The sequence below is a fragment of the Dyella sp. genome (assembly GCF_036384435.1).
Classification (GTDB): Bacteria; Pseudomonadota; Gammaproteobacteria; order Xanthomonadales; family Rhodanobacteraceae; genus GSA-30.
Map to the genome: position 1 here is coordinate 1 of NZ_DASVMI010000072.1, position 17,671 is coordinate 17,671.

A 17,671-nucleotide genomic window follows, 5' to 3' on the forward strand; every position below is an offset into this window, starting at 1 on the left:
AGGTGAACAGCATGATCGTGCGTTTCTTGTGATCAACCCTAACGGCAAGTTGCCGGCCATCATCGACACCGATGATGCCGGCAACCCCGTGCGCGTGTTCGACTCCAACGCCATCCTGCTCTACCTGGGTGACAAGGCAGGTCGCTTCGTTGCCACGCCTGCCGAACGCGGCGAATTGCTATCGTGGTTGTTCTTTATCGCCACGGGCGTGGGTCCTTTCTCTGGGCAGGCGGTACATTTCCAGCATTCGGCGCCGGAGAAAATTCCCTATGCTATCCGTCGCTACCGCAGCGAAGTTCAACGCCACTACCAAGTGCTGGATGATCACCTGAAAGATCGCGCCTTTATCGTGGGCGATGCGTATTCCATTGTCGACATGGCCGGCTGGGGATGGCTTGAGCGTGCGCCTCGTGTACTACCTGGCGAAGGGGGCGCCTTAGAGGCTTACCCCCACCTCAAGCGCTGGTACGACAGTGTCGATAGTCGACCGGCTGCGGCCCGTGCTCGAACCATTTCGGGCGATCACGTATTCAAGAAAGACATGGACGAGGAAGCACGCCATGCGTTGTTTCCGTCCAATTACCGCTAATTACAGTCCCAGCCCCCAAGGCATTCCCTCAAGGAGTTCGAACCATGACGCAATACGCCCTGTCCGTGGAATTGAAGGCCAAGCCTGGTAAGGAAGAGGAGGTTGCCGCATTTCTCAAGAGCGCCCAGTCGCTGGTGCAGGCAGAATCCGGCACCGTGGCGTGGTTCGCCTTACGCCTGGATACGCAAACGTTTGCCATCGTCGACGCATTCGATGATGAGGCGGGTCGCGAGGCACATCTTAATGGTGCCGTGGCATCCCTGTTGATAGCCAAGTCTGGTGAGTTGCTGGCCCAGGCACCGCAAATTCGCAAAGCAGAAGTACTTGCAGACAAAGTGCCCTGAACGGCTGACATGAAAAAGGCGCCCTGTTACCAGGGCGCCTACGGCAGTCGGGGAGAGACCACCGGTTCGACGTCGGTCCGGTCGGGAGGAGCGTCGAACGTGGTTATTAAACCTCGGCTCGGCATGGCATTTCTGTCGATAACGGCCTGGAATCAAGTCAGCGCCTAACCTTTGTCTTGTAAGGGCCATCTGGGAGCACTTCAAAAACGCCGCCAGCCCAGCGTCCGGTGCAGGCCGGGATGCAGGTGGCTTGGTGTCGATGCAACCTGTAATTGAGTTACGGACCGGGGTTCTAAACCTCCAAGTCGCGGCTCACGTCGCGACTTGCTTCGCGAATGACTTCGCCCCTACGCAAAGCGGATTGCGATCGGCAGGCTCAGATCACATCGCGCCAGCTACCGTCGCTCTCCTGCACGCTTACTGGCGGATGGGTACGCCCGTGCGCGCGCACCAAACGCGAGCGCATCGCGATAGCGGCTGAGACGGCATCATCACGGGTACGGAAGGTACCCATGCGGGCCGCCTCGCCCCGGACAACCCACGGCGTATCCACGCTGAAGGGAACGAAGATCCTTACTTTTTCCGGAATCATGGCGCCACCTCGGATACGTCTGGAGGAGAGACGGCCAAGCCGAACCCGATGTGGGTGAAAGCCTTCAGGTTCGGGGCGATCTCGCGGAAACGCGATGTAGCCAGTCTGGCAGAAGCCTGTGACAAACTGATACTAAAGGCTCAACACGTTTATGTAACGTTAAAACTGACTGCGCGAGTTCACAGTTCGCGGACGACGCGAAAACCTACGCGTCCGCTACGCACTGAAGCTCCAGCGCCTTGCCGATACGCCGATCGCACCTGGTCGGGTGAACTTCCCCAGGAGCCGCCACGGATCACCCGTGTGCCGCAACCTGGGTTGATCCAGGCGCTGCCATCGCGGGGCGCACGGATGTAATTGTCATGCCAGCAGTCCTGTACCCACTCTGACACGTTGCCGTTGATATCGAACAAACCGAAGGGATTGGCCGCGAAACTCATCACTGGAGCCGGCCCCCAGAAGCCGTCCCGATAACCAGAGAAGGCATTGCTCCAGCGCCGACCGTTGGCCGAACGGTCGCCGGCACCAGTGAGATTCTCCACCTTGGACTTGGGCGTACCGTCGCCCCACCAGTATTTGGTGGTAGTGCCCCCGCGCAAAGCGTATTCGAACTCGGACTCGCTAGGGAGACGGTATTTCTTGCCCGTGCGCTCACTCAACCAGTCCGCATAGGCCTTGGCATCGTTCCAGGACACATTCACCACGGGCAAGCGATCGTCCGCATTGCGCCCGGCATAGTCCGATTGCCAGCTTGCACTGCTGTCATCACGCATCGCCCCACTGCCCTCATCGTATACGCTGGCGCCGCCAAGCTTCTGCGAATCGGGCACATAGCCGCTGGCTTTGACGAATTCCCGGAATTGCCCCACCGTGATGTCCGTGCGAGCCATCGCAAAGCCCTTGGCCAGCGTCACGTCGTGCTGTGGGGTTTCGTTGTCGTTGCGACCGTCCTCGTTATCTGGCGCTCCCATGGCCACGCTACCGGTGGGAATAACCACCATCGATGGTGCCTGCCCGGGCAGGTCGACGAAGCGGTCCGTGAATGATTGTCCCGGCTTGTAGCTGGCGTACAGGCGGGCGTTGGTCATTCGCTCATTGAATTCCTGCAACGCCTGCGGGTCGGCACCCGTCGTCTGCGCCTGCTCCGCCAGTTGCTGGGCCAGCGTCGTATTGCCGGAATCGAGTGCCGAGCGGGCCTGGATCAGCAACGAACTGGCACGTTGCTTGCGCATGCCGTCCACGCGTCCCTGCACATCACGCAATTGTGGCGACGACGATTGCACGCTGCTGGCCTCGGCCAGTGCCTGGTCGGCGCCCTTGAAATCGTTCTGCGCTACCGCCGCCAAGGCGCGGTCGAGCACCACGCGCTGCACCTGCAGCAGGCCTTGCTGAGCCACGGCGTTGCCATTGTCGAGCTGCAACACCTGCCTGTAGACCTCCAGTGCATTGTCACCTGCCGGCTGGTCGGCCTTGCCGTCCTGCAACAGCCCAGCGGCCTTGGCCAGCAGCGGCCTTACCTCATTCATGGTCTTGATCTGCTCGCCCAGTGAGGCCACGTCGTCGTCGGCATTGGGCAGGGTCTTGAGCGACGCAAGCAAATCGCTGGCCGAGTCGGCATCACCCATTGTGATGTCCTGGCCAATGGCGGCGATCAGCCGCGCCTTGACTTCGAACAACCCCTGGGCCGCACGACGGCTATCGGGTTTGATCTTCAAGGCCTCCTGGTACAACGCGGCCGCACTCGTCTTGTCACCCACCAGCTGTCCGGCGCGCAGGGCCTTGCCGGCATCGGTGAGCAGCGCCTGGACCTGTGGCGTATCGGCGCTCATCTGCTGTGGCAACTGCGTGTTCCTGGCAGCCATGCGCGCAGCGATCACCTCGGTGGGCGCCAGGGTAAGCGGCGGTCCGGCATCCACCTCGGAAGCCTCGGCCATTGCCTGGGTCGAGCGTGCGCCGCCTGGCGACGAGGCCGCCATCGGCCCCATGTTCATCGAGCGGCGCGGTGCGACCTGAGCCGGATCGACATGGAATACGCGCGGAAAGAAGTGATAGACCAGCGCCATGCCGAGCACGACGACACCCACTGCTCCTCCGAGCGCGCGCTGGCGTCGTACTGTTTCCTTGCTCGGCATGGTGTGCGTCCTTCGGCGGGCCTGCTATGGTGCAGCGCTAACCATAGGCACAAACCGGTGACAGGACAATGAGCAGCGCCGAGCCGGTTTCAGAGGTGTAAATGATGCAACCGCTTCCCACGGCGCCCAACGCCGAATGGATCGACAACCGCGCCGCGCTGGATGCATGGCTACAAGCCGCCCCGGCACATGGGGCCATGGCGCTGGATACGGAATTCATGCGTCGTAACACCTTCTATCCCCAACTGGCCCTTCTGCAACTGGGAGTGGCTGGCCGCTACGCGCTGGTCGACCCCCTTGCCTGCCCGATCGACGACGCCCTGCGTCCACGCCTTGATGAGGGCGACACGATCACCCTCATGCACAGTGCAAGCGAAGATCTCGAAGCGCTTTCTTCCGTGCTGCCTGCTGGTCCGCGCACCTTGTTCGATACACAGATCGCCGCGGCCTTCGTGGGCCTCGGATTGGGCATCAGCTATCGCGCACTGGTCGCGGAACTGGTCGGCGTGGAATTGGACAAGGGCGAGACGCGTTCGGACTGGATGCAGCGTCCGCTTACCGAATCGCAGCGCAGCTACGCCACTCTCGACGTGGTGTATCTGCATCCGGTGTATGACCAGTTGGCCGAGCGACTGCGCCAACAGGGTCGCGAGGCCTGGCATGCGCAAGACTGCGAGCGCCTGAAACAGAAATCCTGCCACCGTGAAGGGGATTCACAGCCACAACGGGCGTTCCGTGGCGCTACCGACTGGTCTCCCACCCAGCGGGCACGGCTTCGCCGCATCCTGCTGTGGCGTGATCGCACCGCGCGCAGCCTCGACCGCCCACGTCCGTGGCTGCTCGAAGATGCCCTGGTGATGAATCTGGCCCAGCAACCTCCCGCTAACGCCGCGGATCTGGAACAGCGCAGTCGCGGGCAGCGAGCCTTGCGCAGCCCGCAGCGCGCCGAATTGCTGCAATGCCTGGCACCGGCCGTGACCGAGGAAGAAATTGCCGCAACCGCGTCGATTCCCGGCTTTCCACAAGGGGCGGCCAAGCAAGCCCTGGCTCAGATGAAAGAGAAGGTCGATGCCCTGGCGCAAGAACTGAACCTTCCCGCCGGCCTGCTTTGCCCCCGCAAGGCGCTTGAGGAATATGTCGTCACCACCGAGTGGCCGGATTACCTGGATGGCTGGCGGCGCGAGCTGCTGTTTTCGCCGCTCAGCAGCCTGCTACCGGGTTGACGGCAGCGGGCTTGGCGAACATCGGGCAGGCCTGCTACCATTATTCGCTCGTGTGGGGCCATAGCTCAGCTGGGAGAGCGCGTCGTTCGCAATGACGAGGTCGGGAGTTCGATCCTCCCTGGCTCCACCAATCGAATCGAAGAAAGCCGCCTCGCAAGGGCGGCTTTCTTGTTTTGGGTGCCAGCCTCATCGCTCACGCCTCACATCGGGCCCGACGCGCCATACCCGCGCTCGACTAGCCTCGGCGGCAACGGGCGATAACGGGAAGCGCATCACGTGCCTTAGCCAGAGGCATCGATCCAAGGCCTGTGCTTTTTTCGCCACTGCGAAATAGCCTCGTCGACACGGGGCGAATTCAAGGACACGAAATCGAATACAACTCGTCGGCCTGCATGAGCTAAAGGGAGGTCTCGATAACTGGTGCCCGGCGATATGCCGTCCCCGAACAATGCCAGGCAAGGGAGAGCAGCGCCCGGCATAATGGCCACCTTGGATATGAACCGACGCGCGCAAAAAACTCTGCACCCGCCGGCGCATACCCTGCTCCCCCTGTTTACCCTTCGCTGCCCCGTCAGGCACGACGCCGCAACGAGCGAAGCGATTGATCTCACCGCTTCAAAATCATATCGATGCCGATTCCTTCCACAAGTCCGTGCCACCATCAGTGGCGTACTTATCGATCTCGGCCAGTTCCTCGGCGGAAAAATCCAAGCGATCCAACGCGCCCAGCGAATTGTCCAGCTGCTCCACCGTTCGTGCACCGATCAGCGCAGATGTGACACGCGGATCGCGCAACACCCAGGCAATGGCCATCTGCGCGAGCGTCTGTCCACGGCGCTCGGCCATCGCATTCAACGAACGAATATGCTTGAGGTTGGTTTCGCTGAGCATGTTCTTGTTCAATGAGCCCTGTCGCGCGGCGCGCGCATCGTCGGGTACACCGTTGAGGTATTTCGACGAGAGCATGCCCTGCGCCAGCGGCGAGAATGCGATGCAGCCGGTGCCGAGCTTTTCCAGCGTGTCGAGCAGGCCGCCTTCGATCCAACGGTTCAGCATGGAGTAGTTCGGCTGATGAATGAACAGCGGCACACGCTCCTCGGCCAGGATAGCTGCGGCTTTCTCCGTCAACTCTGGGGAGTAACTGGAGATACCGATGTATAAGGCCTTGCCCTGGCGATGCAGGTGCGCAAGTGCGCCCATGGTTTCTTCCAATGGCGTCTTCGGATCAACGCGATGGGAATAAAAGATATCGACATAGTCCACGCCCATGCGCTTGAGCGACTGGTCCAGGCTGGCAATGAGATATTTGCGGCTTCCGCCGATACCACCGTAGGGGCCCGGCCACATATCCCAGCCAGCCTTGCTTGAGATGATCAGTTCATCGCGATACGGCTTGAAATCGCCAGCCATCACGCGACCGAAGTTCTCTTCAGCCGAACCATAGGGCGGACCATAATTATTGGCCAGATCGAAATGGGTGATGCCACGATCGAAAGCACGGCGCAGGATGGCGCGCCCGGTCTCGAAAACATCGGCTCCGCCGAAATTCTGCCACAAGCCCAACGAAATGGCGGGTAGATCGATACCGCTGCGACCACAGCGGCGATAAGGCATGAGGTTGTCGTAACGATCGGATGCGGCCTGATAGGACACGGCAGAGCTCCTGGATGGCAAAGGGATAACGATGGAGTCTAGCCGCCTGGCCGTCAATGGAACGCGTGCCACCACGCCCGCCCTGTCACAGCGTGTAACTTGGCTAATCCTCGGTCACGAACGCTGCCGCGCCACTCCACGCCACGCGATTACGCCCTTCTCGCTTGGCCTGATATAGCGATTCATCGGCCAGCGCGATCAGGCGTGACGGCTCGCCGTTGACCACGTGGTTGATGTAGCCGGCACCGATGCTGATGGTCACGCGCCCACTCGGGCTGGGTGATGCCAGTTGCTGCGACTCCACGGCAACACGCATCTGTTCGGCCATATCAAGCATCGCGTGTACCGAAACCGAAGGCAGCAGCACGGCAAATTCCTCGCCGCCATAACGGGCTACCAGATCCGCCGCCCCGGCCGCACAACGGGCAATAACTTCGGCGACCTTGCGCAACCGTTCATCACCGACCGGGTGACCATAGACATCATTGAGTAATTTGAAGTGGTCGATGTCGATCATCAAAAGCGCAAGGCTATCACCGGAGCGCCGCGCACGACGCCATTCGCGCTGCGCCGATTCATCGAACTGACGGCGGTTAGATACACCAGTCAGGCCGTCAACGCGTGCCAATGCGTTGAAGCGATCGCGATCTTCGTAGGCACGCACCTGGATGAACATGCTGCGCAGGCCATAGCCGAGCGTGGCAATAACGAAGCCGGCGACTCCCAGCACGAAATGGTTGCGCACAACGAAACCCGAGACCGCCAGCAAAGTCACTGGCAACACCAGCGGGCTGCCCGCCTGCACGAATAGCGCTGTGCGGCGTGAGCGCGCCAGGCCCGGGATCGGCTTGAGCCGCACCGAGGCAAGCACGATGACCGCCAGGAAAGGCAGATCGATGATTAGATCGGAAAGACCGCCAAAATCCGTATCTGCAGGTTCGACATGATTGATATAGCCGGCCACCAGCAGATAGACCAGCGCAAAGATGCTCAGTGTGCGAAAGAACTGGCGCTGGTGACCTCCGGAACTGGTCAGGTAGCGCACCAAGGAAAACACCAGAATGAACAGATTCTCCAGGTCAAACATTTCCCGCAGGTGCCCGATCCCAGCTTCGCTTACACCGGCGGCGTTGGCGAACGAGAAAGTATGCACGAAGTACAAGTAACCCAGCACCGCGGCAAATACCGCGTCGATCGCCCGGACGTACCACAACTCCTGATCTGGACTGGCGATCACGAAGATAAGGGGTACGCCGTACAGCACGTACATCAACATGCTATCGCCCGGCGTGGATTCCAGGTTGCCCAGGAACACTTCCTGGCGCATGTTCAGTGCCATGCCGATCGCCCACATCAGCAAACCGAATGCCAGTGCCGCCCAGCCGTTGATGACCGAATAACCGGCATCGACCGAACGCAGCAGGCAGGCACCAGCAGCCAGTACAGGCGCGACAATCAGAAATATAAAAGACACGACCATCGCCTGGTCGGCGAAAAGCAGGATCGCCACGCCGTGGCAGATCACATAGAGAAGCGACAATAAAAACGGCACGCTCCCTCCCCTGGGTCCCGCTTCAAGTCCACGATACGCGAGCCTGAGAGGCCATTTCAAGAATGCTTCGCGCAGAGCTATCGGTCCTGTCCGATGACGTCTGGCCAAGCATGCGTGCGCATTTGTGAAGCCAATTTGATCTATGCGTCACGAGATGCCGGAGTGTGACCTGTCCGGCCGTTTTCGTGAGGAAGCCAGCTGGCTCCCTCGCCGCTTATGCGGCGCGGGCTGGCCCTGGAGCGGATCGTCACTTCGATCAAAGGACCGTTCGCGCCAAAGCTACCCGATGCGCTTTCACTGGAGGGCGGCCTGCCCTGACCATCGGCGGCAGGCCAGTGGGCGGCATTGGCGTATTCGACGGGTCCTCCTCCGAGGAGGCCGCTCACGCTTCCCCACGGTCCCTCGTTGGGCGCCTCAGTGACCGGCGCGCAACACCGCCAAGGCCGCCTGACAGGCGTTGGATAGCTGCTCACGCATCAATTGCGGGCCGGCTTCATCGCCGTCAACGATCGCGTCGCGAATCTTCACCGATTGCCGATACGAAGCATCCATGCGCCCGGGACGGCTCATGGCGATACGACGCAGTCGACGCACCGGACCCAGCAAGGTGGTGTGGGTCGCATGCAGGATCGCGTTCTCCGACAGCGCCATGATGGTCGCGTAGAAGCGGTCCAGCGCTTCGGTATAGGCCACGGCGTCTTCGGCCGCGACAGCGATACCCATGTCAGCCAATACATCATCCAACCGCTGGGCCGCGGTCGACGAGCGCTGCCGGGTGGCCAGTTCGACAGCCAGAGGCTCCAGCGCCGAGCGCACCGTATAGATATCCTGCACGTCACGCTCGCAGACCTCGCGAACGAACACGGCCGCACGCGGCACGATGGTAACCAGGCCTTCGCGCTCAAGTTGAGCAAAGGCTTCGCGCACCGGTGTGCGGCTGACGTTGAGCCGCGAAGCCAGCGTGACTTCGGTAAGGCGCTCTCCCGGCGGCAGCAGGTTGCTCACAATGGCTTCGCGCAGCGCGGGGATGACCACCGCTTCGCTCAACGCATCGCCGCTGCCCCCCATGGGGCGGCGGTGGGTGCGCAGGCGTTCGGCAATGGCGGTTAACGGATCAGACATAGGTCTAACATTCCTCCTCGAAGATCGTGTTGCAGTGCAGTGTGCAAGCCAGAGACGAATTGTATACAGTGTATACAATCAATTCGCCGGACCACGTCATGAAGGATAACGTTTCCCCTGCAAAGGTCGGTATCACCCGGGAGGGCGAGTGCCTTGTCTTCACGCTCGACAACCCGCAGGCCGGCAACGAGATTACCGGCGCCATGTTTGATGACATGCTGCATAGTTTGCGCAGCGAAGCCGCCTCCCCGATGGCCCGCGTCTTGCGCATTCGCGCCAATGGCGATGTGTTCTGCCGTGGCCGTGAACGCGCCGGTCGAGATGCTTCGGCCATCCGCACCGAAGTCGCCCGGTTGATCGCACTGAAGCAGGCCGTTCGTGAAACTTCCATGATTTCCATCGCCGAGGTGCAGGGTGATGCTGCAGGGTTCGGTATCGGCTTGGCGGTGTTATGTGATTTCACGCTGGTAGCAGACCATGCCACCCTGTGTTTCCCGGAGATGCGCAAAGGTCTCCCGCCTGCGGCCATCATGGCCTACCTGGGCCATTACGCGCTGCCCAAGCATGCATTCGGACTGATCCTGCTGGCCGACGACTTTTCCCCGGCTTATGCACGCGACATTGGCCTGGTGACCGAGGTATGCCCGCGCGAGGAGCTCACTGGACGCGCCGATGCCCTGGCCGAGCGAATCCTCGCCATGGATGCCGAAGGTGCGCGCCAGTGCAAGGCTTACTTCCTGGCTGCCCAGGGACAATCACTCGAAAGTAATTTCCGCCAGGCCACGGATCTGTTGACCGTACAGACCCTGCGCCTGCAAGCCCAACAACCCTGAAAACCTGGTGCCGGCGCGTGCCGGTCGATAGTGACATTGCGGGAGAACATTCCATGACCGTCAATGCAGGTGCAAGACTGGACCGATTGCCGATGTCGGCATTCCATCGGCGCATTATGTGGCTGATCGGCATCGGCATGTTCTTCGATGGCTTCGACATCTACGTCGCCTCGACCGTGCTCGGCGCAACACTTAAGAGCGGCTTCTCCACGCTGCCGCAGAACGCATTATTCGTCTCCATGACCTTCCTGGGCATGACCATCGGGGCGTTCGCCACCGGTTTTCTCGGCGACCGCTTCGGCAGGCGTTTCACCTACCAGGCCAACCTCATGATTTTCGGCCTGGCATCGCTGGCCTCGGCATTCGCGCCGAACATGATCTTCCTGATCGTGTGCCGCTTCTTCATGGGCGTGGGATTGGGCGCGGAAAACGTGGTTGGCTACGCGACCATGACCGAATTCGTCCCCCCCAGGGCGCGCGGCAGGTTACAGGGCATCATGGCTGTGTTCGTGGTGACAGGCCTGCCGATCAGCGCACTGGCGGGCCTACTCCTCGTCCCCCTGCTGGGCTGGCGAGTGATGTTCGTGCTCGGCGGCTTGGGTGCCATCGCCGTGTGGTACGCCCGCAAACAACTGCCCGAATCGCCACGCTGGCTGGCCGCCAACGGGCATGATCGGGAAGCGGACGAGTTGCTCAATCGCATCGAGGCCGAAGTTGCCGCCGAAAAGGGGCCGTTGCCGCCTCCCTCGCCCGTTGCAACGGTAACGTTCTCGCGCTCATTCACATCGCTGTTCTCGGCCCAGATCCTGCCGCGTCTGTTGGTCGGCTGTCTGGTACTGATCGTGATCAATACGTTGCTATATGGCTTCGTCACCTGGTTGCCGACCTTCTTCGTCAGCCAAGGTATGGATATCGCCAAATCCTTCATGTTCGCCTTCGTCATGTCACTGGGTGCACCAGTGGGCTCGGGCATCGGCGCCCTGACAGCGGACAGTTGGGGACGCAAGTCGGTGATCATCGGTGCCTCGGCCCTGGCGATCATCTTTGGCGCGATCTATCCGTTCGTCGAGCAGCCGGTGCTGCTGACCCTGGTGGGCTTGGCGCTGGTCATTCCGATCTACGTGTTGGTAGCCCTGCTTTTCGGCATCTACGTGCCAGAACTGTTCCCCACCGAAATCCGCCTGCGCGCCGCCGGTATATGCAACACCTTTGGCCGTGGCGCCACCGTGGTCACGCCGTTCGTGGTGGTCTGGTTGTTCAAGCATGACGGCATCACTGGCGTACTGGCCCTGATGCTCTCGCTGTTGTTGTTGCAAATCATCGTAGTGGCCGTGTGGGGCGTGGAGCCCAAGGGCCGAGGCCTGGAAGACATCGCCGCCCACGACGCGCATCGCCCCAAAGACACCCGATTGGGCCAGATCAGCCCGCCCCCGCCGCTTTAGATTTTTCGCAGCCCAGCATTACGGAATCGAAGATCATGACTGTCAAACCCGTCGAACCGTTCGATGTGCCGCTCATCATCGACGGCAAGGAAACGCCCGCCACGAGCGGACACAACATGAATATCATCAACCCAGCTACCGGTGCGGTGATCGGCACGCTTGCCGCTGCTGGCGAGGCCGACGTGAACCATGCCGTCGAAGCCGCAAGGCGCGCATTCGAAAGCGGCGTATGGAGCGGCCTGTCCGTGCATGAGCGAGCACGCATCCTCAACCGATTTGCCGATTTGTTCGAGGCAAGCATCGAGGATTTCTATCGACTGGAAACCCTCAACAATGGCCGCCCGGTCACCGAAACTCGCGCGCAGATTGCACGACTTCCGCAGTTCTATCGCTACTTCGCTGCACTTGCACTCACCCGGCGCAGCGATGTGATTCCGGTCGAAGGACCTTACCTGGTTTATACCCAACGCGTGCCGCTTGGCGTATGCGCCTTGATGACCTCGTTCAATCATCCGCTGATGATTCTTTCCAAAAGCCTGGCGCCCGCCCTGGCCACAGGCAACACGGTGGTGATCAAGCCATCGGAGCAGACGCCGATCACCACCTTGCTGCTGGTTCGCCTGCTCAAGCAGGCCGGCGTTCCCGACGGCGTGGTCAATTTGATTAATGGGGAAGGCCGTGAAGCTGGTGCGGCGCTGGCCAGACACCCTGACATCGCCAAGATCGTTTTCACTGGTGGCACCGAAGTAGGCCGACAGATCGGCGCCGCCGCCGCGCAGAACTTCGCCGTTACCACACTGGAGCTTGGTGGCAAGGGCGCGGTAATCGTCTTCGACGACATCGACATGGATCGCGCCATCAACGGCGCGGCCTTCGCCGCCTTTATCGGTGCCGGCCAGACCTGTGTCTGCGGTGCTCGCATCCTCGTGCAACGCTCGATCTACGAACGCTTTCTGGAGCGGTTCCGTGGCAAGGTCCAAAGCATACGCACAGGCGATCCGGCGGACCCGAAAACGCAACTGGGACCTGTCATCTCCGCGCGATCACGCGACCGCATCCTGGGCATGCTCGATCGCGCCCGTAACGACGGCGCCAAATTGCTGGCCGGTGGCAAGGCCGCGCCCGGCGACGGCTTCTTCATCGAGGCCACCGCCTTCTACGACGTCGATCCCGATTCCGAAATCGGCCAGGACGAAGTCTTCGGCCCGGTTACCGTCATCATGCCATTCGACGACGAAGCCGACGCGTTGCGCATCGCCAACGGCACGCAGTTTGGCCTGGCAGCCTCCGTATGGACAAATGATGTCGCACGCGCACATCGAGTGGCCAGCAAGCTCACCTTCGGCATGGTGTGGGTCAATGATCATCATCGCCTCGACCCTGCCTCGCCCTGGGGTGGTTTCAAGCAATCGGGTGTCGGTCGTGAAACGGGTATCGAATCCTTCGATCAGTTCTCCGAACCTCGCGCCGTGACCGTCAATACCAGTGGCGTCACTCACGACTGGTACGACGATTCTGGCCAGCCCAAGCGACTCAACTGAAGGCACGACTGTCCCATGAACACACAAACCACCCTGGATCACTACATTGGCGGCAAGCTTGTGGCCGGCCAATCCGGCCGCAGCGCACCGGTCTACCACCCAGCCGACGGCGATGTGGACATGCACGTTCCCCTGGCCACCGTGGCCGAAGTCGACCAGGCCGTACAGGCAGCGTCGGCGGCCTTTCCCGCCTGGGCGGAAACCTCGGCGCTACGCCGTGCGCGCATCATGTTCCGTTACAAGGAACTGCTTGAACGGCATCGTGACGAGCTGGCTGCGCTGATCACACGCCAGCACGGCAAGATCCTGTCCGACGCCCAAGGCGAAGTCACGCGCGGCATTGAAGTGGTGGAGTTCGCCTGCGGCATCACCAGCCATCTAAAGGGTGACCACTCCGATGCGGTCGGCGGCGGCATCGACAACTGGAACCTGCGCCAACCGCTGGGCGTGGTCGCTGGCATCACACCGTTCAATTTCCCGGTGATGGTGCCCATGTGGATGTTCCCCGTCGCCCTCGCCTGCGGCAATACCTTCGTGCTCAAGCCCTCCGAGCGCGATCCGGCGCCATCCATTCGCCTGGCCGAACTGCTCACCGAAGCCGGCTTGCCTGATGGCGTTTTCAACGTGGTGCACGGCGATAAGGTGGCCGTGGATGCGCTGATCGAACATCCGGATGTGGCCGCGCTGTCCTTTGTCGGTTCCACGCCCATCGCCGAATACATCCACGCCGAGGCCAGCCGTCGTGGCAAACGCGTGCAGGCATTGGGCGGTGCCAAGAACCATCTCGTGGTGATGCCCGATGCCGACCTCGAACAAGTGGTGGACGCCCTTGTCGGCGCGGCCTATGGCTCAGCTGGCGAGCGTTGCATGGCAATCTCCGTCGCGGTCGCGGTGGGCGACGTCGGTGATCGCCTGGTGCCCTTGCTACGCGAACGCGCGCTGACCTTGTCGATCGGCGACGGCACCCGCGACGACGTGCACATGGGGCCGCTGGTCACCGCGGCACACCGCGACAAGGTGGCTGGCTATATCGCAGACGGCGCGGCGGAAGGCGCCGAACTCATCGTCGATGGACGCACGCATGCCGTAACCCAGCAACCGGGCTTCTTCCTCGGCGCCACGCTATTCGACCACGTCACGCCCACCATGAAGATCTATCGCGAGGAAATCTTCGGCCCCGTACTGGCCGTCGTGCGCGTTGCAGACCTGAAGACGGCCGTGGAGCTGATCAATCGCCACGAATTCGGCAATGGCGCCGCCTGCTTCACGTCCGATGGTGCTACCGCACGCGCATTCGGCCGCCAAGTGCATGCCGGCATGGTCGGCATCAACGTGCCCATTCCGGTGCCCATGGCCTGGCACTCCTTCGGTGGCTGGAAGCGCTCACTGTTCGGTGACCATCATGCATACGGCGACGAAGGCGTACGATTCTATACGCGCTACAAGAGCATCATGCAGCGCTGGCCAGACTCCATAGGCAAGGGGGCTGAATTCACCATGCCGGTCGCCAAATAAAACGCCTGACAGGTGCCGGGTGCGCGCGCTTTGCGCGCCACCTGGCCGCGATAGTTCGCCGGAACGACGTACAGGACAGATCTTCCGAGATATCCCGTGCATGCTCCTGGACAAGTAGTTACAGCGCTTGTGAAGAGGGTGGCCGGAGCAATATTCGCAATTGCTCCAACGCGCGCTTGTGTAATTGCGACACCCTGCCCTTGGTCAGCTTGAGCTGCTCGGCGATGTCGACGAACGGCAATTGGTGATAGTAATGCAGGACGAGGATGGTCCTCTCTCGCTCTTTGAGCTTGTCCAGCTGTTGACCGATGTCGCTCAACAAGCCATCGCGCTCACTTTCCTGGTAGTGACTCAACGCGGCTTCAATTTCGGCAGGTATCGACTGCGCATCCATCAGGAAGCCAAGCCCCAGGCCCACCGTCATGGACACGAACGATTCAAGCAAATCCTCGCCTTCGGTATCGTCGGCCAGCGATTCGACGCGGTCCTCCAGTACTTCCCGGGCGCGCGCTTGCCGATGGCTTTCAGTGAGATCACGCAGGCCATCGAATACGGCCCCCCGCACACGCGACCTCGCATAGGACGTGAATTTGATCCCAAGCGAAGGATCAAAGCGGGCCATGGCATCGAGCATGCCAATCATGGCGTTCTGTGCGCAATCGCGCCATGTATCGCTCATCAAATGTACGCGCATGTAGATATCGCGCGCCATCAGCCTGGCCCACGGCGAATATTGCATCACCAGCGCGTCACGAGCAGCCTCCTCATTGTCACTGCGCCAGCGCATCCATAGATGCTGCTCCTCGGCGTCCTGCACGACCACGGCGCAAGCAGCCGCTTCGGCGGATGGCTCGATACCCTCCTCCCGGCACGGCTGCATTGAATCGAAGGCATACATGGTCTGATTCGAAATTCTGCCGAGCTGTTACATGCGATAACTGCTCAACAATGCCTGGGCCAGCAACGTCCAGCCATTGATAAGCAAGAACAGCAATATTTTCAGCGGCAGGCTGATCGATGTAGGCGGCAGCATGATCATGCCAAGCGCCATCAGAATGGCTGCCACCACCAAGTCGATCAGCAGGAAAGGCAGGAAGATCACGAAACCGATCTGAAACGCAGTGCGCAACTCACTGAGCATGAAAGCCGGTACCAGTTGCAACGGTCCGATGTCATCGACCGACTTGGGCGGCGGCAGCCTGGACATGCGCACGACAGCGAGCAGATCTTCCTCACGTGTCTGCTTGACCATGAACAGCTTGAAAGGCTCAAACGCCTTGGCGACAGCTACCTGTGCCGTCATTTCATGGCGAAGGTAAGGGTCCAGTGCAGCCTGCTTGGCGCTCTGGAATACCGGATTCATCGTGAACAGGGTCAGGAACATGGCCAGCGTAATCAATACGCTGTTGGGCGGCGTCTGCTGCAATCCCAGGGCATTACGCATCAGCGAAAGCACCACGATTATGCGCGTGAACGACGTCAACGCGATCACCATCAAAGGGATGAAGGACAACAGGCTGAGCAGCAGGAACGAACGCAGCACAGGCGAGTAATCCTCACCGGCGGCCCTGGATACGGCGTCCTGCAGGGGATCGGCCGCCCAGCTCATACCCGGTAGCACCAGAGCCGCCAGACATGCCGCCAGCAAATACGCAAACCTTGGCTTCATGAGCCTTCGTCCATGCTCGTTGCCGGCATCGTTTCGCGAGCCAGCGGAGTGAGGGATGCACTGCTACCGCGCGCACTCTCGGTCAGCAGATAAGCCTGGCCTTCGAATTCGATCACGTGCACGGTCGTGACCATGCTGATGCGGCGACTGGAGCGTATCTGGATATCCTTGGCAGGCGTCGCCAAAGCCCGGGGTGTCCCTGGTAACCAGCCACGACGACGCGCCTGCAAAAGCACGGCGACCAGCAACACCAGCAGCACGGCGCTTGCCAGCAATGCCGTGAGCACGGAACCGCCGGAAACCGCAGCATCGGTGCGATAGGGAATGGCCGTGGGCGAGCCTGCCGCATCCGCCAGCCAGACCAGGATGTCATTCGGACGGATCACAGGATCTCGACGATCTTCAGGCCAAAACTGTCACCCACTGCCATCAGGTGTCCACGCGCGATCGGCTTGCCATCCAGTTGCAGGGTTACCGGCGCGTCCAGGCCTGTGTCCAGTTCGATGCAATCACCCTTGCCCAGCGAGAACAGCTTATCCACGTTGATTTGCGCGCTGCCCAACACAACATCCAGCTTTACGTTGACGTGCCCGAGCAGGGACAGATTGCGCTTGATAAGGGGCTCCGAGACCGCGCTCGAAGCTGTCGCTTCCTGCAGTTCGATCGGTGCTGCAATGACTTCGGTCATGGCGATGATATTCCCGTGTTGATGACGCCATCGAGCACGATGGCGCGTTGATTTCCGGATCGGCGCAAATATCCGCTCGCAACCGCTCCCTTGCCTTCCACCTCGACGATCAGGGCTTCGTCGAGTTTTCGATCAGCCACCAGTACTTCGCCGACCGCCAGGCCAGCCAGGCAGGCCAGGTCAATGTCACCAAAATCCAGGCGTGCCGACACGTTCACAGCCGCATGCTGCAAAGCATCGCGGCGGGCAACCAGCGTAGGCGCCGCAACGGCGGTCGGGGGTGCCAGGCGTTCGCCGAGCGAGCGATCGACCAACACCACCATCGACAACCGGCCCAAGGTGACCGATACGGCGAACGCGCCCATGTCGGCGCGTGAAAGCGATGCCGGTAGTGGCTGCCTGGACATCTCCGTCGCTGTTGCATGACCGGCTCGCCGATGAATGGACGCCGCCAGATCGACAAGCGCCTGCTCGCCCAACGACGAGGCCAGCGCTTCATCCTGGTCGGTAACCACCAGGGCGAGATGGCGGCCGATCGATGCCAATTGGCGTGTGCCTGCATGGACAGCCAGCGTCCCCACTGTCGAGGACGCCACGAACGCGCCTTGCAAGCGCGCCTGGGCATCCAGTTCACCTATCGCCTCACACGTGAATTGCGCCGAGGCATGTCCAAGCCACCAGTGGCGGGACCACTCTTCCAACAGCGTGGCGAGTAGGCTCTCCAGCGCCATGCGACGCGTATGCCCCAGCCAGCCAAAACGTAGTGCATCCATCGC

Annotated in this window: 17 protein-coding genes and 1 tRNA gene; 8 read left to right on the forward strand and 10 right to left on the reverse strand. The window is 61.2% G+C overall.

The genetic code is table 11. From position 1 onward, the window contains the following. Both VF436_RS06385 and VF436_RS06390 read left to right on the forward strand, forming a co-directional pair. Positions 1-589 (forward strand): glutathione S-transferase C-terminal domain-containing protein (locus VF436_RS06385; protein ID WP_330903170.1); only part of this gene is annotated, 589 nt, incomplete at its 5' end. Between the two features lie 44 nt (positions 590-633). Beyond that, positions 634-933, forward strand: coding sequence for a putative quinol monooxygenase (locus VF436_RS06390; RefSeq protein ID WP_330903171.1), 300 nt, complete (start codon positions 634-636; stop codon positions 931-933). A gap of 376 nt (positions 934-1,309) precedes the next feature. Here the strand turns inward: VF436_RS06390 and VF436_RS06395 are convergent, their stop codons facing one another. Together VF436_RS06395 and VF436_RS06400 are read right to left on the reverse strand one after the other, a co-directional pair. Continuing rightward, positions 1,310-1,525: a hypothetical protein gene (locus VF436_RS06395; protein ID WP_330903172.1), complete on the reverse strand. Its 216-nt coding sequence runs from the start codon at positions 1,523-1,525 to the stop codon at positions 1,310-1,312. A gap of 179 nt (positions 1,526-1,704) precedes the next feature. Continuing rightward, positions 1,705-3,657 (reverse strand): SUMF1/EgtB/PvdO family nonheme iron enzyme, encoded by a 1,953-nt coding sequence (locus VF436_RS06400; RefSeq protein ID WP_330903173.1) that lies wholly within the window; start codon positions 3,655-3,657, stop codon positions 1,705-1,707. A gap of 104 nt (positions 3,658-3,761) precedes the next feature. Here VF436_RS06400 and rnd point away from each other — a divergent pair, with 104 nt between their 5' ends. Further along, a complete protein-coding gene (gene rnd / locus VF436_RS06405) occupies positions 3,762-4,880 on the forward strand; it encodes a ribonuclease D (RefSeq protein WP_330903207.1) in 1,119 nt (372 codons plus the stop codon). Positions 4,881-4,934: 54 nt separating this feature from the next. Then, positions 4,935-5,010 (forward strand) — tRNA-Ala (locus VF436_RS06410). Positions 5,011-5,501: 491 nt separating this feature from the next. On the opposite strand, the gene mgrA is transcribed toward VF436_RS06410, so the two are convergent. The 3 genes from mgrA to VF436_RS06425 form a co-directional block, all read right to left on the reverse strand. Then, a complete protein-coding gene (gene mgrA, locus VF436_RS06415; RefSeq protein WP_330903174.1) occupies positions 5,502-6,533 on the reverse strand; it encodes an L-glyceraldehyde 3-phosphate reductase in 1,032 nt (343 codons plus the stop codon). A gap of 103 nt (positions 6,534-6,636) precedes the next feature. Continuing rightward, positions 6,637-8,085 carry a GGDEF domain-containing protein gene (locus VF436_RS06420; RefSeq protein ID WP_330903175.1) on the reverse strand — a complete coding sequence of 483 codons (1,449 nt, stop codon included), beginning with the start codon at positions 8,083-8,085 and terminating at the stop codon, positions 6,637-6,639. A 414-nt stretch (positions 8,086-8,499) separates the two neighbouring features. Continuing rightward, positions 8,500-9,207, reverse strand: a complete 708-nt coding sequence (locus VF436_RS06425; RefSeq protein WP_330903176.1) for a GntR family transcriptional regulator — start codon at positions 9,205-9,207, stop codon at positions 8,500-8,502. A gap of 98 nt (positions 9,208-9,305) precedes the next feature. Here VF436_RS06425 and VF436_RS06430 point away from each other — a divergent pair, with 98 nt between their 5' ends. From VF436_RS06430 to VF436_RS06445, 4 genes are read left to right on the forward strand one after another with little or no spacing between them, the layout of a single operon-like run. Beyond that, positions 9,306-10,040, forward strand: coding sequence for an enoyl-CoA hydratase/isomerase family protein (locus tag VF436_RS06430; protein ID WP_330903177.1), 735 nt, complete (start codon positions 9,306-9,308; stop codon positions 10,038-10,040). Positions 10,041-10,093: 53 nt separating this feature from the next. After that, entirely contained in the window at positions 10,094-11,482 is a 1,389-nt protein-coding gene (locus VF436_RS06435; RefSeq protein ID WP_330903178.1) for an MFS transporter, read from the forward strand. Between the two features lie 35 nt (positions 11,483-11,517). After that, a complete protein-coding gene (locus VF436_RS06440) occupies positions 11,518-13,023 on the forward strand; it encodes an aldehyde dehydrogenase (protein ID WP_330903179.1) in 1,506 nt (501 codons plus the stop codon). Positions 13,024-13,038: 15 nt separating this feature from the next. Continuing rightward, positions 13,039-14,538 carry a CoA-acylating methylmalonate-semialdehyde dehydrogenase gene (locus VF436_RS06445; protein ID WP_330903180.1) on the forward strand — a complete coding sequence of 500 codons (1,500 nt, stop codon included), beginning with the start codon at positions 13,039-13,041 and terminating at the stop codon, positions 14,536-14,538. A 118-nt stretch (positions 14,539-14,656) separates the two neighbouring features. On the opposite strand, the gene VF436_RS06450 is transcribed toward VF436_RS06445, so the two are convergent. From VF436_RS06450 to VF436_RS06470, 5 genes are read right to left on the reverse strand one after another with little or no spacing between them, the layout of a single operon-like run. After that, a complete protein-coding gene (locus tag VF436_RS06450; RefSeq protein ID WP_330903181.1) occupies positions 14,657-15,436 on the reverse strand; it encodes a sigma-70 family RNA polymerase sigma factor in 780 nt (259 codons plus the stop codon). Positions 15,437-15,463: 27 nt separating this feature from the next. Continuing rightward, positions 15,464-16,207 carry a flagellar type III secretion system pore protein FliP gene (fliP, locus tag VF436_RS06455; RefSeq protein WP_330903182.1) on the reverse strand — a complete coding sequence of 248 codons (744 nt, stop codon included), beginning with the start codon at positions 16,205-16,207 and terminating at the stop codon, positions 15,464-15,466. Next, positions 16,204-16,593 (reverse strand): hypothetical protein, encoded by a 390-nt coding sequence (locus VF436_RS06460; RefSeq protein WP_330903183.1) that lies wholly within the window; start codon positions 16,591-16,593, stop codon positions 16,204-16,206. Before VF436_RS06460 ends, fliP begins: the two co-directional genes overlap by 4 nt. Continuing rightward, positions 16,590-16,895 carry a FliM/FliN family flagellar motor switch protein gene (locus tag VF436_RS06465; RefSeq protein WP_330903184.1) on the reverse strand — a complete coding sequence of 102 codons (306 nt, stop codon included), beginning with the start codon at positions 16,893-16,895 and terminating at the stop codon, positions 16,590-16,592. The genes VF436_RS06460 and VF436_RS06465 overlap by 4 nt, the downstream gene beginning before the upstream one ends. Beyond that, on the reverse strand, positions 16,892-17,668 hold the full coding sequence (locus VF436_RS06470; RefSeq protein WP_330903185.1) for a FliM/FliN family flagellar motor C-terminal domain-containing protein: 777 nt from the start codon (positions 17,666-17,668) through the stop codon (positions 16,892-16,894). Before VF436_RS06470 ends, VF436_RS06465 begins: the two co-directional genes overlap by 4 nt. Positions 17,669-17,671: the final 3 nt, after the last annotated feature.

Bases quoted from the DNA above. Each gene is read 5' to 3' on its own strand.
- VF436_RS06430 (WP_330903177.1), top strand. From the start codon at position 9,306: ATGAAGGATAACGTTTCCCCTGCAAAGGTCGGTATCACCCGGGAGGGC.
- VF436_RS06395 (WP_330903172.1), bottom strand. From the start codon at position 1,525: ATGATTCCGGAAAAAGTAAGGATCTTCGTTCCCTTCAGCGTGGATACG.
- VF436_RS06465 (WP_330903184.1), bottom strand. From the start codon at position 16,895: ATGACCGAAGTCATTGCAGCACCGATCGAACTGCAGGAAGCGACAGCT.
- VF436_RS06440 (WP_330903179.1), top strand. From the start codon at position 11,518: ATGACTGTCAAACCCGTCGAACCGTTCGATGTGCCGCTCATCATCGAC.
- VF436_RS06470 (WP_330903185.1), bottom strand. From the start codon at position 17,668: ATGGATGCACTACGTTTTGGCTGGCTGGGGCATACGCGTCGCATGGCG.
- VF436_RS06450 (WP_330903181.1), bottom strand. From the start codon at position 15,436: ATGTATGCCTTCGATTCAATGCAGCCGTGCCGGGAGGAGGGTATCGAG.
- VF436_RS06390 (WP_330903171.1), top strand. From the start codon at position 634: ATGACGCAATACGCCCTGTCCGTGGAATTGAAGGCCAAGCCTGGTAAG.
- VF436_RS06445 (WP_330903180.1), top strand. From the start codon at position 13,039: ATGAACACACAAACCACCCTGGATCACTACATTGGCGGCAAGCTTGTG.
- VF436_RS06435 (WP_330903178.1), top strand. From the start codon at position 10,094: ATGACCGTCAATGCAGGTGCAAGACTGGACCGATTGCCGATGTCGGCA.
- rnd (WP_330903207.1), top strand. From the start codon at position 3,762: ATGCAACCGCTTCCCACGGCGCCCAACGCCGAATGGATCGACAACCGC.
- VF436_RS06400 (WP_330903173.1), bottom strand. From the start codon at position 3,657: ATGCCGAGCAAGGAAACAGTACGACGCCAGCGCGCGCTCGGAGGAGCA.
- VF436_RS06425 (WP_330903176.1), bottom strand. From the start codon at position 9,207: ATGTCTGATCCGTTAACCGCCATTGCCGAACGCCTGCGCACCCACCGC.
- fliP (WP_330903182.1), bottom strand. From the start codon at position 16,207: ATGAAGCCAAGGTTTGCGTATTTGCTGGCGGCATGTCTGGCGGCTCTG.